Origin of the sequence: Flavobacterium rhamnosi, from assembly GCF_048286515.1 — a bacterium.
GTDB lineage: Bacteria > Bacteroidota > Bacteroidia > Flavobacteriales > Flavobacteriaceae > Flavobacterium.
The window spans coordinates 59,443-74,860 of the sequence record NZ_JBLVPS010000002.1 but is presented as its reverse complement, the minus strand read 5'-3'; the positions used below and the strand labels follow the sequence as shown (position 1 = coordinate 74,860).

Below are 15,418 nucleotides of genomic sequence, written 5' to 3'. Positions count from 1 at the left end.
AGATTAAATTTCATAAAGCAATGAGACACGGAAAAAAATTCAATCACTTAAGCAGACAGACTGCGCATAGAAAATCTATGTTAGCTAATATGGCTTGTTCTCTTATCGAGCACAAACGTATTAACACTACTGTCGCTAAAGCAAAAGCGCTTAAACAATTCGTTGAGCCTTTAATAACAAAATCAAAACAAGATACGACTCACAATCGTCGTATCGTTTTTGCTTACTTACGTAGCAAATATGCGGTAACTGACTTGTTCAGAGACGTAGCTGCTAAAGTAGGAGACCGTCCAGGTGGATACACTCGTATCATTAAAGTTGGAAATCGTTTAGGAGATAATGCTGATATGGCAATGATCGAATTGGTAGATTTCAATGAACTTTACAATGGTGGTAAAAAAGAAGTTAAAAAAGCAAAAAGCCGTCGTGGTGGTAAAGCTAAGAAAGATGAAGCTACTGAAGCTCCAGCTGCTGAAACTGAAACAACTACAGAGACTGCTGAATAGTTATGAAAATAATCATTCAATAAAAATCAAGGATAAGCTAGTACTAGTTTATCCTTTTTTTTTGATTTTTTTTATTGAAAAGCTTCGTTTTTCTGCTGGTTTTCGCTTCAGTTCTTTTGAAATTGCTTTTTAGCAGAATTACGGAAAAGACATTTTTTTTTCAACTGGGGCTAGTTTACCGCTTTTTGATTTGTTTAAGCTGCCTTTTTAAGAGGTGATTTAAATCTATATATGTTTTAATTCAGGGTATGAATTCTGTTTGAAAATATAAATTTTAAAAAGATTGCATCCATTGTTTTAAAGAATTAAATTTGCACAATATTTAACTACACATGAAACGCGTTTTTGCGAGTTACATGATACTATTAAAAAAATAATAGAAAGCTACGAATGAAATATACAACACGACAAAAAGCAATTCTTCTATTAAGTGACGGAACCATATTCCATGGTAAATCTATTGGAATCAGTGGGACTACTTTTGGGGAAGTTTGTTTTAACACAGGAATGACAGGTTACCAGGAAATATTTACTGACCCTTCTTATTTTGGTCAATTAATGGTAGCCACCAATGCCCATATCGGAAATTACGGAGTAAGTGATTTAGAAGTTGAATCAGACAGTATTAAAATTGCTGGTTTAGTTTGTAAAAATTTTAGCTTCAATTATTCTCGCGAAGGTGCTTCAGGGAGTTTAGAAGACTATTTTATCAAACAAAACCTTATTTGCATCTCTGATGTAGATACACGTGCTCTTGTAAGTTACATACGTGATAACGGAGCTATGAACGCGGTGATCTGTACCGATGAAACACCAATTGAAGAACTGAAAGCTTCACTGGCGAAAGTTCCGGATATGAAAGGATTAGAATTAGCCTCTAAAGTATCTACAACTGAGCCTTATTTTTTTGGAGATGAGAATGCAACGTATAAAATTTCTGCACTTGACTTAGGAATTAAAACTAATATCCTTCGTAATCTTGCTAAAAGAGATTGCTATATAAAAGTATTTCCTTTTGATTCCTCTTACCAGGATTTAGCAGCATTTAATCCAGATGGCTATTTTTTATCTAACGGTCCTGGAGATCCTGAGCCTCTTGCTAGTGCTATTCAGGTAGCAAAAGAAATTCTTGAAGAGGACAAGCCATTATTTGGAATCTGTCTTGGTCACCAAGTAATTGGTTTGGCAAACGGAATCTCTACCTATAAAATGTTTAATGGTCACAGAGGAATAAATCACCCTGTAAAAAACATCATTACCGGAAAAGGAGAAATCACTTCTCAGAATCACGGTTTTGCTGTTAACAAGGAAGAGTTAGACAATCATCCTGATTTGGAGATCACACATGTTCACCTTAACGATGGAACTGTTGCTGGTATGCGTATGAGAAACAAAAATTGTTTTTCAGTTCAATACCATCCGGAAGCAAGTCCTGGACCACATGATTCGTCTTATTTGTTCGATCAGTTTATTGAAAATATAAAAGGCTAAGCTTTAATCAGATCTATTAATGCTTGATGTTAAAAACACAAGGGTTTGACTTTTAATTAAGTCAAACCCTTTTTTTTATAAAGCAACGTAAACTTACATTCCGAAAGGATAGGTATCCGGGATTTGGTGTCCATCAGGTTCAATATGAATTGGATGCAACGCTGTTGTTTGGTCAATAAAAATGAATGCATCGTATCTTTTTGGAAGTAGTGTAGGGACGTAGTTGCCAAATTTTTCATGCTCCGGGTTATATACCACGCCAATTGCGCGGTGCCCTATATAAGAAGAAAGACATTTTTCGTCCTTTATTTTGTTGAGCAGGACTAATTTGTTTCTACCATTGCCTGCAAGATGAAAGGCATGTTCCCAACTGCCCTCGACAGCCTCAGGAACTTTTATTTTTCGCATAGCATCTCCCCATTCTCTTCCGGCAACCACGCTTCCCTGATAAGAGCCAAATCCTACTGCTACAACGCCGTCCATCAAATGTTGTTCTCGTACTAACTGTCCGACATTTACCATTCCCTGAGCCGCCATTTCTGTAGCACGTGCATCACCGATGTGGGTATTGTGCTCCCAAACTACTATTTTGGCTTCCTTTCCATGGAATTTCATGAGGCGTTGTATGGTGGAGACCATGTGCTCGTCGCGAATATTCCAGGAGGCGGAACCTCTTTTTATCATGGCACGATAGTACTTTTCGGCATTTCTGGCAATAAATGCATTTTGTTCCGTGCTCAAAACATTTTCCGCATCGGAATTATAGTAGGGAACATTTTTTAGTATTTCGGCAAGCATGTGCAGTATTTCTTTTTCACATAATTCCGGTACATAGGAAGAAGCTCTGGCGTAGGATTGGCCTTCGTCTTTGCCGTAAGGCTCAAAGCATTTCATGGCCGTTTTTGCAACTGCTAGTGCTTTGGGATCATTTTTTTCTAAGTATTGAATGATTGAATTCATTGACTCCCTGAAGCTGTATACATCTAAGCCGTAAAAGCCTATTCGTTTTTCCGCTGCAAGGTCTTCATTATAGGACTTGAGCCAATCTATGAAGGCTGCAGTTTCCCAATTAGCCCACATCCATGTTGGCCATCGTTTAAATTCATTCATGACCGTATAGATGTCTTTTCCGGAATTTAGGTATCCTTTAGCAAACCGATTCAAACGATAACAATCTGGCCAGTCTCCTTCTACTCCTACAAATGAAAATCCTTTTTCTTTAATTAGCCGTTGCGTAATTTTAGCTCTCCAGGTATAATATTCATGGGTTCCGTGTGAGGCTTCGCCTAAAAGGATATATTTTGCATCTCCAATATAATCCATTAAGGGGTCTAAATCTTCTGAATTTTCCAATGGAGAAGCTGTTTTGTTCAATAATTCTACGATTTCACTAGAATTGATTAAATTGTTAAGGTTTTTTAAAGTTTCCATCACATTTTTATTTTTTTAATTTACAGCTTGAATAGTCAAAATTTACAATTAAAAAATATACGATTTAAAGTGTGTTTTTATGTTTTTAAAAACGAGTATAAAGTTAATCTATATTATTGGTAATCAGATAGTTTTGATTTGTTTATTCGTTAGAATTAATTTGTTTCAAGTTGAAATTTACGGCGCCAGGTTGGGGGCAGAACGCTTAGAATTTCTTTGTTTTGATTTTGAGGGAATGGAAAAAAATAACAGATAATGTAAAAATAAATTCTTAAAATAGCTTAAATGTTTTGTTTGTGAAAAAATTATAACGTTTTCGTTAATAACATTCATTATTTTCATTAAATCATTACAAAAGATAGAATATATTTGTATTTTAAAATTTAAATTTTAGTATTATGAGTATAATTATCAAAGTTCACGCAAGACAAATTTTCGATTCAAGAGGAAATCCTACAATTGAAGTAGATGTAATTACAGACAATGGTGTTATAGGAAGAGCTGCTGTACCATCTGGAGCTTCAACTGGAGAACATGAAGCTGTTGAATTACGTGATGGAGGAAAAGCATTTCTTGGAAAAGGAGTTTTGAATGCTGTGAAAAATGTTAATACCATTATTTCTGAAGAACTTGTTGGAGTTTCAGTTTTCGAGCAAAATCTTGTTGATCAAATGATGATCGATTTAGATGGTACTCCAAATAAATCTAACTTAGGAGCAAATGCAATTTTAGGTGTTTCTCTTGCTGTTGCAAAAGCTGCTGCGAATGAATTAGGTTTGCCTTTATACAGATACGTAGGTGGTGTTTCTGCCAATACATTGCCAGTTCCAATGATGAATATCATCAATGGAGGTTCTCATTCTGATGCGCCTATCGCGTTTCAGGAATTTATGATTTTCCCTGTGAAAGCAACATCTTTTTCACATGCAATGCAAATGGGAACAGAAATTTTCCATAGCTTGAAAAAAGTTTTACACGATAGAGGTCTTTCAACTGCAGTTGGTGATGAAGGTGGTTTTGCACCAAATCTTCCTGGAGGAACTGAAGATGCTTTAGATACAATCAAAAAAGCGGTTGAAACTGCAGGTTATTCTTTTGGAGACGAAATTATGATTGCATTAGATTGTGCTGCTGCTGAGTTTTATGTAAATGGGAAATACGATTACACTAAATTTGAAGGAGAAACTGGTAAGATCAGAACTTCTGAAGAGCAAGTAGAATATTTAGCAGAATTAGCAGCTAAATACCCAATTATTTCTATTGAAGACGGAATGGATGAAAATGACTGGGATGGTTGGAAATTGCTAACTGAAAAAATTGGAGATAAAGTACAATTAGTTGGAGATGATTTATTCGTTACCAATGTGAAACGTTTGGCTACAGGTATTGAAAAAGGAATCGCTAATTCAATCCTTGTTAAAGTAAACCAAATTGGTACATTAACTGAAACTATTGCAGCTGTTAACATGGCTAAAAATGCAGGTTATACTTCAGTAATGTCACACCGTTCAGGAGAAACAGAAGATAATACAATTGCAGATTTGGCAGTAGCTTTAAATTGCGGTCAAATTAAAACAGGTTCGGCTTCTCGTTCAGATCGTATGGCTAAATACAACCAATTATTAAGAATTGAAGAAGAACTAGGAAATACAGCTTATTTTCCAGGTTTAAATGCTTTCAAAATAAAATAAGTTCATAATAATATTTTTAAAAAGGCCATTCACGGATCGTGAGTGGCTTTTTTTTTGACTTTTAACAATTTCATTGTGTTATTCATTTTTTAATTAATTTGAAATTCCCTAGATTTGGTAAATTATTATTTTTAAAAGTTTTATTTCCAATTATATTATGTCAAAAACAGCAACATTAGAAATAGATGGCAAAAAATTTGAACTTCCTATCATCGTAGGGACTGAAAATGAAGTTGCTATCGATATTAACAAATTACGTGATTTGTCGGGTGCAATTACTATTGATCCGGGTTACAAAAATTCAGGTTCTTGTAAAAGCGAAATTACTTTCCTTGACGGAGAGCTTGGGATTTTGCGTTATAGAGGGTATTCAATAGAAGATTTAGCCGAAAAAGCGGATTTTTTAGAAGTTTCTTATCTTTTAATTTTTGGAGAATTGCCATCTAAAGTTCAGTTAGAGCAGTTTGAAAATGATATTAGAAAATATACTTTGGTAAACGAAGAAATGAAGAATATCATTGACGGTTTTCCAAAAACAGCACATCCTATGGGTGTTTTAGCTGCTTTGACAAGTGCTTTGACAGCATTTAATCCAAAGTCGGTTAATGTTGAAAATGATAAAGAGATGTATGAGGCAGTTTGTAAAACCATGGGTAAATTCTTGGTAATTGCAACTTGGACATACAGAAAAAGTATGGGTTATCCTTTAAATTATTATGATAACACAAAAGGATATGTAGAGAATTTTATGCGTTTGATGTTTGAATTGCCAACAGAGCCTTACAAGGCAAGTCCTGTTGTTATTGATGCGTTAGACAGATTGTTTATTCTTCATGCGGATCATGAGCAAAATTGCTCTACGTCAACCGTTAGAATGGTAGGTTCTTCTCATGCGGGACTATTTGCTTCAATATCTGCGGGAGTTTCTGCACTTTGGGGACCTTTACATGGTGGTGCTAATCAGGCAGTACTTGAAATGCTTGAAGAAATTCACAAAAATGGTGGTGATGCTGAGAAATATATAGCGAAAGCAAAAGATAAAAATGATCCTTTCCGTTTGATGGGATTTGGTCACAGAGTATATAAAAATTTCGATCCAAGAGCAAAAATCATCAAAAAAGCAGCTAACGAAGTTTTAGCAACTTTGGGAGTGGAAGATCCAATTCTTGCTATCGCTAAGAAACTGGAAGAATCAGCTTTAGAAGATGAATATTTCAAATCAAGAAATTTATATCCAAATGTAGATTTCTATTCTGGGATTATTTACAGAGCATTAGGAATTCCTACAGATATGTTTACTGTAATGTTTGCAATAGGACGTTTACCTGGCTGGATTGCACAGTGGAAAGAAATGCGTGAAAACAAAGAGCCAATCGGAAGACCAAGACAAGTATATACTGGTAGTCCTTTGAGAGATTTTGTTACCGCTGACAAAAGATAAATTCAATTCAAAAAGCTTCACTAATTTGTGAAGCTTTTTTTATATTTGCCAAAAGTGAAAATACATGCTAGCGTTAAATATAAAGAATGAGACTTCAAGATTGAGATCCGTAGTTTTAGGTTCAGCACTTAACAACGGTCCAACTCCAAAGGCTGATGAAGCCTATGATCCAAAATCATTAGAACATATTTTAGCGGGGACTTATCCTATAGAATCTGATATGGTTGCTGAAATGGAAGCCTTTAATACAGTTCTTCAAAAATATGATGTGACTGTTTTTCGTCCAGAAATGATTGCCAATTACAATCAGATATTTACAAGAGACATCGGTTTTGTTATAGATGATGTTTTTATTAAATCAAATATACTGCCGGAACGGGAACGAGAGTTAGACGCGATACAATATATAATAGATCAGATTGATCCCAAAAAAGTGGTTCGTCCTCCGGAAGAAGTACATATTGAAGGTGGAGATGTGATTCTGTGGAATGACTACATTTTTATCGGAACTTATAAAGGCAGTGATTACAAAGATTATATTACGGCAAGAACCAATGTGCAAGGTGTTCAGTACATCAAAGATTTATTTCCAAATAAAATTGTCAAGGAATTCGATTTGGTTAAATCAAAAATTGAAGCCCGCGACAATGCTTTACACCTGGACTGTTGTTTTCAGCCTGTTGGTACTGATAAAGGAATCATTTACAAAAGAGGATTCCGTGAAGAGGCGGACTATCTGTTTCTTGTGAATCTTTTTGGGAAAGAAAACTTGTTTCATATTACCAGAGCGGAAATGTATAATATGAATTCCAATATTTTTTCCATAGATACGAATGTTATTGTTTCCGAAAAAAACTTCACCAGATTAAACAATTGGTTGCGCGCGAACGAGTTTGTGGTGGAAGAGATTCCCTATGCAGAAATCGCCAAACAAGAAGGATTATTACGCTGTTCTACATTACCTTTAATAAGAGATTAATTTCATTATAGGGACATCGCATTGCAAGTCTCTGAAAAAAATATATAAACATGAAACAAACGACAAATTCCATATTGATGATTCGCCCGGTTGCATTTCGAATGAACGAGCAAACGGCAGTAAATAATTATTATCAAAAAGTAATAGAAGGACTTTTACCAGCTACGGTAAATGCCAAAGCGCAAGAAGAATTTGATGCTTTTGTGGAAAAATTGAGGGCAGTAGGTGTTGATGTAACTGTTGTGGAAGATACTTCAAATCCAGATACACCAGATAGTATTTTTCCAAACAATTGGGTTTCTTTTCACGAGGATGGCGATGTGGCCTTATATCCAATGTTTGCGGAAAACCGTCGGGAGGAACGTCGGGAGGATATTTTAGATATTCTGGAAGACAAAGGTTTTGTGATCAATAATATAATGGATTACACATCGGCCGAGGAAGATGGTTTTTTCCTGGAAGGAACAGGAAGTTTAGTGCTGGACAGAGGTAATTCAAAAGCCTATTGCGCTCTGTCACCCAGAGCAGATGAAGAATTGTTTATTGAATTCTGTGAAGATTTTGATTACGCACCGGTAATTTTCGAGGCTTTTCAAACAGTAGATTCAGAACGAAAACTGATTTATCACACCAATGTAATGATGTGTGTGGGAGAAACTTTCGCAGTAATTTGTTCCGATTGTATCGATGATAAAAAAGAGCGCAAAATGGTTCTGGATAATCTAAAAGATAACGGAAAAGAAATTATTCTGATTACGGAAGCCCAAATGAACAATTTTGCAGGGAATATGCTTGAAGTTCTCGGTGCAAAAGATAAAAGATATTTGGTTATGAGTACAGCTGCACATCAGAGCCTAACGCCAAAACAAATAGAACAATTGGAAAAGCATGCTGAAATTCTGAGTTCAAGTTTAGATACTATTGAAGCTTGTGGCGGTGGAAGTGCCAGATGCATGATGGCAGAGATTTTCTTGCCCAGAGATTAATTTTTCAAACTCTGGCAAGACCAATAATCTTGTCAGAGTATAAAAAACAGTGTGTTTGTATCTATATTAAATTTCCTTTAATAATATTGATGATAGCACTAACGATATATTGAATCCCAATTGCGATTACGATAAAGCCTACGATTCTTGATATTGCAACAATTCCTGATGCCCCTAGTATTTTTGCTAAATAATGGGCGCTTCTTAGAATAATAAAAATAGCAATTGCAATGGCAAGAATGGCTAGTGAAGATATGATAATGTCGCTGGTGGAATTGTGTTCCTGATAGAATGCAATAAGTAGTGAAATAGACCCGGGACCTGCAAGCATTGGCATAGCTAACGGAGTCAATGCAATATCATTTCTTTTTTGAGCATCGGTTTCCACTTTTTTATTAATACCTCTTTTTTTGTTGAGCTTCCCGGAAAGCAATGAAAATCCGGAACTCACAATAATTATTCCCCCTGCAATTCGGAGTGCGTCAATGCTAATTCCAAAAAATATTAAAACATATTGTCCTATAAAAAAGGAGATTATCAGTATCGCAAAAACATTTACTGCGGTCCAAAGAGAAATCCTGGAGCGCTCCAGTTTGCTGTCGTCTTGTGTGAGGCCAACAAATATAGGAACAGTTCCAATAGGGTTTAATACTGAAAAAAGCGCAACGAACAGGTAAATAAAAAGATCCATGTTATTCTAATTTAATGCTGCAAAAATACTCTTTTTTTAGATGAAGCATTATTTTTAGTGTTAGGATATTGTTTTTATTGCTTGTAACTAAACCTAATAATTGCTATAGTCATGAACCTTTTTGATTACTTTTGCAAAATATAATTACAGAAAATGATAAAAAATAAAAAAACGTTGGTTCTTGGAGCTTCAACAAAACCAGCCAGATATTCTTTTTTAGCAATTGAAAAATTGGTTGAAAAAGGGCATTCCGTTCTTGCGATTGGTCAAAATGCAGGAGAAGTAGCAGGGATTAAAATCCAAACTAAGGCTGTTCCATTAAAAAACATCGATACAGTTACCCTTTATCTAAATCCTTTGCGTCAGCGTGATTACTACAATTATATCGTCGAGGCACAACCAAAACGTGTTGTTTTTAATCCAGGTACTGAGAATCCGGAGTTCTATCAATTGTTAAAATTAAACGATATCAAAGTCGAGATAGGTTGTACACTTGTTATGTTGGCAACAAATCAATATTAATTTTTTTTTTCTTCACCAGTTTCGAGCTATGCACGCTGTCTTTTCTTGTCCCGCTTTTTAACGGAACAAGAAATGGTCAGGGCTACACTAAAATCGTGTTTCAGAAGTGGCATCCTTGCTAATCAATAGCAATCCAAGAAAAGTGATTAGCCCATTTACGATAATCAACTCGTTGTCGAAAACGTATCCAAAAAACAGCGCTTTCGAATTTTCGCTAATACCGAAGGTTATAGCTGGTGACAAGAGACAAATCATAGGGACAAATTTGTCCTTGACAGTCTTTGACTTTAGAAACAATCCGAAGCAATACAATCCTAAAAGCGGACCATACGTATAGGAGGCAACCCTGAAAATCATTCCCACTACAGAGCTATCGTTAATTGCATTAAAGAATACAATTACCAAAAACATAAGGAAAGAAAAGCCAATATGAACAAAATGCCTGTTGCGTACTACGTTTGGTTTGTTTAGATTTTCCGCTTTATCCATACCGAGAAAATCAACACAAAATGATGTTGTAAGCGCTGTTAAAGCGGAATCGGTTGTAGCAAAAGTTGCCGCTGTCAATCCCAATAGAAAAATAACCGAAGGGACTATTGCCAGATGGTGAAAAGCAATTTCGGGAAAGAGCAAGTCAGTTCTGGGCTTTCCGGTAACTAAATCAGTGGGTACTTCAATACCGTTTCTGCTGGCGTAAATATAAAGTAAGGCACCTACGCTAAGAAAAAAGATATTGATAAGTACAAATATCCCGGTGAACGTAAACATATTTTTTTGGGCTTCCCCAATATTCTTGCAACTCAGGTTTTTCTGCATTAGATCCTGATCCAAACCTACCATAGCGATGGTTACGAAAATTCCACCAAGGATTTGTTTTACAAAATGGAACTTACTCGATACAAAATCCTCAAAGAAGAATACTTTAGAATAGTTACTGTTTTTGACTTCATCAAAAGCTTCAAAAACAGTCAGGTTTAAACTTCTGCAAATAAAGAAAATGGTGAGAAAAACAGAAGAAACTAAGAAGAATGTTTGTAGCGTGTCGGTGATAATAATTGTTTTTAATCCGCCACGATAGGTATAGGCAAATATCAAAGCCAATGAAATCAAAACCGTAACTGCAAATGGAATTCCATAAAAATCAAAGACGTAACGTTGCAGCACAATTACAACAAGATATAATCTAAAAGAGGAGCCAATCGTTCGGCTGATTAGGAAAATTGTTGCGGCAGTTTTATAAGAGTAAGTTCCCAGTCGATGCTCTATATAGCCATAAATAGAGGTTAAATTCATTCGGTAATACAACGGCAATAGCACTTTTGCAATAATGACAAAACCAATAGCGTTGCCTAAGACAAACTGGAAATACTTAAATTGTTCCCCGCTTGGTGCTCCCACTTCCCCCGGGACTGAAATAAAGGTCACTCCTGAAAGTGCCGTTCCAATCATTCCAAAGGCAACGAGATACCATCTTGAGTTTTTATTGGCCTTAAAAAAGGCATCATTTCCACTGTCTTTTTTGCTTACCGCATAAGAGATGTAAAATAAAATTCCAAAATAAACGGTTATAAGTAGTAGAATGGTGCTGGGAGTCATTTTGTATAAAAATTGTTTAGGCCAAATTACATAAATAATCTTCATATTTTCAAATTATCTATCCCGAACGTTCGGGACAAATTGATTACTTTTGCTTCTATGGAATTTTCTTCGAAATTATTAGAAAAAGCAGTTAGCGAAATGTCTCAATTACCTGGAATAGGTAAACGAACGGCGTTGCGATTAGTATTGCATTTATTGAAACAGCCAAAAGAGCAAACGGGTTTTTTAGCACAAGCTTTGGTTGCTATGCGTGAGGATATTAAATACTGTACCAGTTGTCACAATATTTCGGACAGTATACTTTGTGAAATCTGCGCTAACAAAAGCAGAAACCATCAGATCATTTGCATCGTGGAAGACATTCGCGATGTGATGGCAATTGAAAATACGGGTCAATTTAGAGGGATTTACCATGTGTTAGGAGGCAAAATTTCGCCTATTGATGGGGTTGGACCAAGTCAGTTAAATATTACTACATTGGTAGAGAAAGTAAAATCAGGAAGTGTAAACGAAATCATTTTTGCTTTAAGCTCCACAATGGAAGGCGATACCACTAATTTTTATATTTATAAACAAATCGCCGATTGTGAAATAATTATATCAACAATTGCCAGAGGAATTTCGGTGGGTGATGAACTGGAATATGCAGATGAAGTTACCTTAGGAAGAAGTATATTGCAAAGAGTTCCTTTTGAAAAGTTTTTTAAAAATAATTAATCCACTTAATGAATAGCTACGCTTTTTAAATCGTAAATGAAAAGCTATATTTGTCGTTAAAAATAGTAAAAATGAGCAAATCCAGATTCTACTTATTGCTAGTTATTAGTGTGTTATTTACTTCTTGTATCTCGACTCAAGATTTGATTTATCTTCAGAAAAAGGATAATTCGCAAGAGAATGCCACAATTGCAGCAGTTGAATCAAAGCCTTACCGATTGCAAACTAATGATGTTTTGAGTATTACCATAAAAGCAGTTGATCCAAAATTAGTGGCTATTTTTAGTCCGACAGGAGATGGCAATTCAGCTGGTAAATCTGAGACAGGATTGTATTTTGATGGCTTTACAGTTGATGATCATGGGAATATCAGAGTTCCGGTTTTGGGTGACTTAAATGTGATCGGATACACGCTGGATGAGATTAGAGTTAGAGTTGAGAAGCAGTTATTAGCTGAATATTTCAACAAGGAGGCAAATATTTTTGTGACCGTAAAATTGGCAGGTTTCCGATATACTATTAATGGAGAAGTGGGAAGTACCGGAAGTAAAGTATTGTTTCAGGAGCATGTAACAATTATGGAGGCTATTGCGAATTCGGGTGATATAACCATAACCGGAAACAGAAAAGCAGTTACCATCATGAGAAAAACACCTACTGGAGTTCAAATGCAGGATTTAGACCTTACCGATATAAATGTGATGAAATCGCCGTATTACTATTTACAGCCGAATGATTATATCTATGTAAAGCCACTCAAACAAAAAACCTGGGGAACCGGAAAAACAGGAATCGAATCATTGGGTACCATTATTACGCTTTTATCATTGGCAACAACTACCTTTTTACTATTAAAAAATTAAAACAGACTTCAAAAAATGTTAGATATAAAAGATTTTTCGATTTTTGAAAACCAGGTAAGTTTTGACTTTAAGGGATTTTTAATAAAAATCGGAAGTTATTGGAAATGGTTTTTACTGAGTTTATTAATCACTTTCACGATTGCCTATCAAGTTAACATCCGTAAACAAAGAATTTACGGTATGGAAACGCTTATTGCCGTAAAGGAAGAAAGCAATCCTCTTTTTACTTCAAATACCAGTTTGGTTTTTAATTGGGGTGGTACTTCAGATCAGGTGCAGACGATTTCAACCACGTTGCAATCCAGATCTCATAACGAGTTGGTTGTCGATAAACTGCAATACTATATTAATTACCTGGTCAAAGGCAAGTACACGCTGGAAGATGCGTATGGAGCTGTTCCTTTCTATGTAAACATAGATAAATCAAAAGGACAGTTAGCAGGAAATTTGATTGGGATTAAATTTTTAAGCGAGAATGAATATGAAATCAGAATTCCATTTGAGGGTCAAAACGTTTCATTAATAACCTATTCCAATAATTCGTACAGTAATACCGCCGTTGAAACAGGGGAATTTGTAAAAAAATATAAAGTAGGCGAGCAAGTAGCACTGCCTTTTTTAAATTGGAAATTACAAATAAAAGACAATCCCGGCTTTTATAAGGGAAATGAATATTTTGTACAGTTTAATGATTTTGACGGAACAGTATCCGGTTACAAAGGAATCAATGTCAGATCAGATGATAAAGGCGGTTCTATAATTACCCTGGGTATGCAAGGAACCAATAAAGCAAGAATGGTTGAATATTTGAATTCGACTGTAAAAATGCTTATAAAAAGACAATTGGATAGTAAAAATCAATTTGCGACCAATACAATTGCTTTTATAGACAGTACATTGATCACAATGGAATCCCAGCTAAAGGAGACCGGCAATGAGCTGAAATCATTTAGAAAAGACAAAAATATCTATGACATAGAACAGGGGGGAGCTAAGTTTTCGGACAAAATACTTGAGTTTGATGTTAAGAAAGATGAAGTTACGCGTAAACTGGCCTATTACAATTCATTAAAAGCCTACTTAAAAAACAGTGTGGACTATTCTAAACTTCCGGCGCCATCAGTGGCAGGAATTGAAGATCCTAATATTGTTGTAAGTGTTTCGAAATTGATTGCACTGTCTACTCAAAGATCCGAAATGGCCTATGCTGTAAAAAGCGATAAGATATTCAAGGATTTCGACAATCAAATGGAGGCTGTGAAAAAAGTACTGTTGGAAAATATAGCAACAGCCAAGGCTTCTTTGCAGTATGATTTGGCTATGGTTAGCAGTAAAATTAATGAAACGGAAAGTACGATAAAGCAACTTCCGGAAGACCAGCAAGAGCTAATCAAGATTAAACGTAAATATGATTTAAGTGATAATATTTACAGTACATTTCTTCAAAAAAGAAGTGAAGCCGATATTGTTAAAGCGGCAAATTTATCAGATATTCATTTTATAGACCCGGCAAAAGATGTTGGTGGCGGACTTATAGGACCCAAAACATCCGTAAATTATGTGTTGGCATTATTTCTGGGAATATTGTTTCCGTTACTTTTTGTATTTGCAATTTTCTTTGTCAATAATTCGATTCAAAATACGGAGGATATCAGCAAGCTGACACAAATTCCTTTGATAGGAGTCGTTGGACTGAGTAAAGAAGATACCAATTTAGCGGTTTATGATAAACCCAAATCAGCTTTATCGGAATCCTTTAGGGCTATTCGTTCTTCACTACAATTTTTATACAAACAACAAAACGTAGACGGTGCTAAAACACTGATGATAACATCATCAGTGAGTGGTGAAGGGAAAACGTTTTGTTCCGTAAATATTGCAACCGTATTTGCGTTAAGCGAGAAAAAGACAGTGGTAATTGGTCTTGATTTAAGAAAACCGAAGCTGTTCACGGAGTTTAATTTGTCCAATGAAGTTGGAGTTGTAAATTATCTGATTAAGCAAAAAACAGTTGACGAAATCATCAATCATACCCATATTCCTTTTCTGGACGTTATTCTGTCCGGTCCAGTTCCTCCTAATCCTGCGGAGATGATTATGAACGGGGGAATGAAGGATTTAATTGAAGAGTTAAAGAAAAAATACGATTACATTATCTTGGACACACCGCCGGTTGGTCTGGTATCCGATGCGCTGGAATTAGCACAATATTGCGATGTTACTTTATATATAGTGCGACAGAATTTCACTAAAAAAGAAATGATTACGTTATTAAACAACCGAGTGAAACGCGGGGAGTTAAATAATACCAGTATTATTTTGAATGGCTTTGAGAATAAAGCTAAATACGGAGCAGGTTACGGATATGGATATGGTTACGGGTATGGATATGGTACTTATTCAAGTGGCTATCATGAAGAGGATAGGCCAAAAAATATCTTTGAAAGAGTTGTTGGAACATTTCGTAAAAAACAGACTAAGTAATATGGTTGTTTTAAATT

General features: G+C 35.5%; 13 protein-coding genes. 10 read left to right on the top strand and 3 right to left on the bottom strand.

Features of this window, described 5'->3' with window-relative positions:
* Positions 1-20 precede the first annotated feature (20 nt).
* Together rplQ and carA are read left to right on the top strand one after the other, a co-directional pair.
* Entirely contained in the window at positions 21-506 is a 486-nt protein-coding gene (gene rplQ, locus ACNQGN_RS01840) for a 50S ribosomal protein L17 (RefSeq protein WP_073210393.1), read from the top strand.
* 390 nt (positions 507-896) lie between these two features.
* Positions 897-1,997: a glutamine-hydrolyzing carbamoyl-phosphate synthase small subunit gene (carA, locus tag ACNQGN_RS01835; protein WP_417986176.1), complete on the top strand. Its 1,101-nt coding sequence runs from the start codon at positions 897-899 to the stop codon at positions 1,995-1,997.
* A gap of 93 nt (positions 1,998-2,090) precedes the next feature.
* On the opposite strand, the gene ACNQGN_RS01830 is transcribed toward carA, so the two are convergent.
* Positions 2,091-3,428 carry an erythromycin esterase family protein gene (locus tag ACNQGN_RS01830; RefSeq protein WP_417986175.1) on the bottom strand — a complete coding sequence of 446 codons (1,338 nt, stop codon included), beginning with the start codon at positions 3,426-3,428 and terminating at the stop codon, positions 2,091-2,093.
* Between the two features lie 398 nt (positions 3,429-3,826).
* Here ACNQGN_RS01830 and eno point away from each other — a divergent pair, with 398 nt between their 5' ends.
* From eno to ctlX, 4 genes are all read left to right on the top strand, one after another.
* Positions 3,827-5,119, top strand: a complete 1,293-nt coding sequence (gene eno, locus ACNQGN_RS01825) for a phosphopyruvate hydratase (protein WP_417986174.1) — start codon at positions 3,827-3,829, stop codon at positions 5,117-5,119.
* A 157-nt stretch (positions 5,120-5,276) separates the two neighbouring features.
* Positions 5,277-6,560: a citrate synthase gene (locus tag ACNQGN_RS01820; protein WP_417986173.1), complete on the top strand. Its 1,284-nt coding sequence runs from the start codon at positions 5,277-5,279 to the stop codon at positions 6,558-6,560.
* 64 nt (positions 6,561-6,624) lie between these two features.
* The gene (locus ACNQGN_RS01815) at positions 6,625-7,539 is read left to right on the top strand and encodes a dimethylarginine dimethylaminohydrolase family protein (protein ID WP_417986172.1); all 915 of its coding nucleotides are present in this window, start codon (positions 6,625-6,627) and stop codon (positions 7,537-7,539) included.
* Between the two features lie 50 nt (positions 7,540-7,589).
* A complete protein-coding gene (gene ctlX, locus ACNQGN_RS01810) occupies positions 7,590-8,525 on the top strand; it encodes a citrulline utilization hydrolase CtlX (protein ID WP_417986171.1) in 936 nt (311 codons plus the stop codon).
* A gap of 61 nt (positions 8,526-8,586) precedes the next feature.
* On the opposite strand, the gene ACNQGN_RS01805 is transcribed toward ctlX, so the two are convergent.
* Positions 8,587-9,216, bottom strand: coding sequence for a MarC family NAAT transporter (locus tag ACNQGN_RS01805; RefSeq protein ID WP_417986170.1), 630 nt, complete (start codon positions 9,214-9,216; stop codon positions 8,587-8,589).
* A 156-nt stretch (positions 9,217-9,372) separates the two neighbouring features.
* Here ACNQGN_RS01805 and ACNQGN_RS01800 point away from each other — a divergent pair, with 156 nt between their 5' ends.
* Positions 9,373-9,738 (top strand): CoA-binding protein, encoded by a 366-nt coding sequence (locus tag ACNQGN_RS01800; protein WP_417986355.1) that lies wholly within the window; start codon positions 9,373-9,375, stop codon positions 9,736-9,738.
* Between the two features lie 87 nt (positions 9,739-9,825).
* Here ACNQGN_RS01800 and ACNQGN_RS01795 read toward each other — a convergent pair whose 3' ends face one another.
* Positions 9,826-11,334 (bottom strand): sodium:solute symporter, encoded by a 1,509-nt coding sequence (locus tag ACNQGN_RS01795; protein WP_417986354.1) that lies wholly within the window; start codon positions 11,332-11,334, stop codon positions 9,826-9,828.
* A 99-nt stretch (positions 11,335-11,433) separates the two neighbouring features.
* Between ACNQGN_RS01795 and recR the strand changes: the two genes are divergently transcribed.
* From recR to ACNQGN_RS01780, 3 genes are all read left to right on the top strand, one after another.
* Entirely contained in the window at positions 11,434-12,054 is a 621-nt protein-coding gene (gene recR, locus ACNQGN_RS01790) for a recombination mediator RecR (RefSeq protein WP_417986169.1), read from the top strand.
* 71 nt (positions 12,055-12,125) lie between these two features.
* Positions 12,126-12,917 carry a polysaccharide biosynthesis/export family protein gene (locus ACNQGN_RS01785; protein WP_417986168.1) on the top strand — a complete coding sequence of 264 codons (792 nt, stop codon included), beginning with the start codon at positions 12,126-12,128 and terminating at the stop codon, positions 12,915-12,917.
* Between the two features lie 15 nt (positions 12,918-12,932).
* Positions 12,933-15,401 (top strand): polysaccharide biosynthesis tyrosine autokinase, encoded by a 2,469-nt coding sequence (locus tag ACNQGN_RS01780; RefSeq protein WP_417986167.1) that lies wholly within the window; start codon positions 12,933-12,935, stop codon positions 15,399-15,401.
* Positions 15,402-15,418: the final 17 nt, after the last annotated feature.

Bases quoted from the DNA above. Each gene is read 5' to 3' on its own strand.
- rplQ (WP_073210393.1), top strand. From the start codon at position 21: ATGAGACACGGAAAAAAATTCAATCACTTAAGCAGACAGACTGCGCAT.
- carA (WP_417986176.1), top strand. From the start codon at position 897: ATGAAATATACAACACGACAAAAAGCAATTCTTCTATTAAGTGACGGA.
- ACNQGN_RS01830 (WP_417986175.1), bottom strand. From the start codon at position 3,428: ATGGAAACTTTAAAAAACCTTAACAATTTAATCAATTCTAGTGAAATC.
- eno (WP_417986174.1), top strand. From the start codon at position 3,827: ATGAGTATAATTATCAAAGTTCACGCAAGACAAATTTTCGATTCAAGA.
- ACNQGN_RS01820 (WP_417986173.1), top strand. From the start codon at position 5,277: ATGTCAAAAACAGCAACATTAGAAATAGATGGCAAAAAATTTGAACTT.
- ACNQGN_RS01815 (WP_417986172.1), top strand. From the start codon at position 6,625: ATGCTAGCGTTAAATATAAAGAATGAGACTTCAAGATTGAGATCCGTA.
- ctlX (WP_417986171.1), top strand. From the start codon at position 7,590: ATGAAACAAACGACAAATTCCATATTGATGATTCGCCCGGTTGCATTT.
- ACNQGN_RS01805 (WP_417986170.1), bottom strand. From the start codon at position 9,216: ATGGATCTTTTTATTTACCTGTTCGTTGCGCTTTTTTCAGTATTAAAC.
- ACNQGN_RS01795 (WP_417986354.1), bottom strand. From the start codon at position 11,334: ATGACTCCCAGCACCATTCTACTACTTATAACCGTTTATTTTGGAATT.
- recR (WP_417986169.1), top strand. From the start codon at position 11,434: ATGGAATTTTCTTCGAAATTATTAGAAAAAGCAGTTAGCGAAATGTCT.
- ACNQGN_RS01785 (WP_417986168.1), top strand. From the start codon at position 12,126: ATGAGCAAATCCAGATTCTACTTATTGCTAGTTATTAGTGTGTTATTT.
- ACNQGN_RS01780 (WP_417986167.1), top strand. From the start codon at position 12,933: ATGTTAGATATAAAAGATTTTTCGATTTTTGAAAACCAGGTAAGTTTT.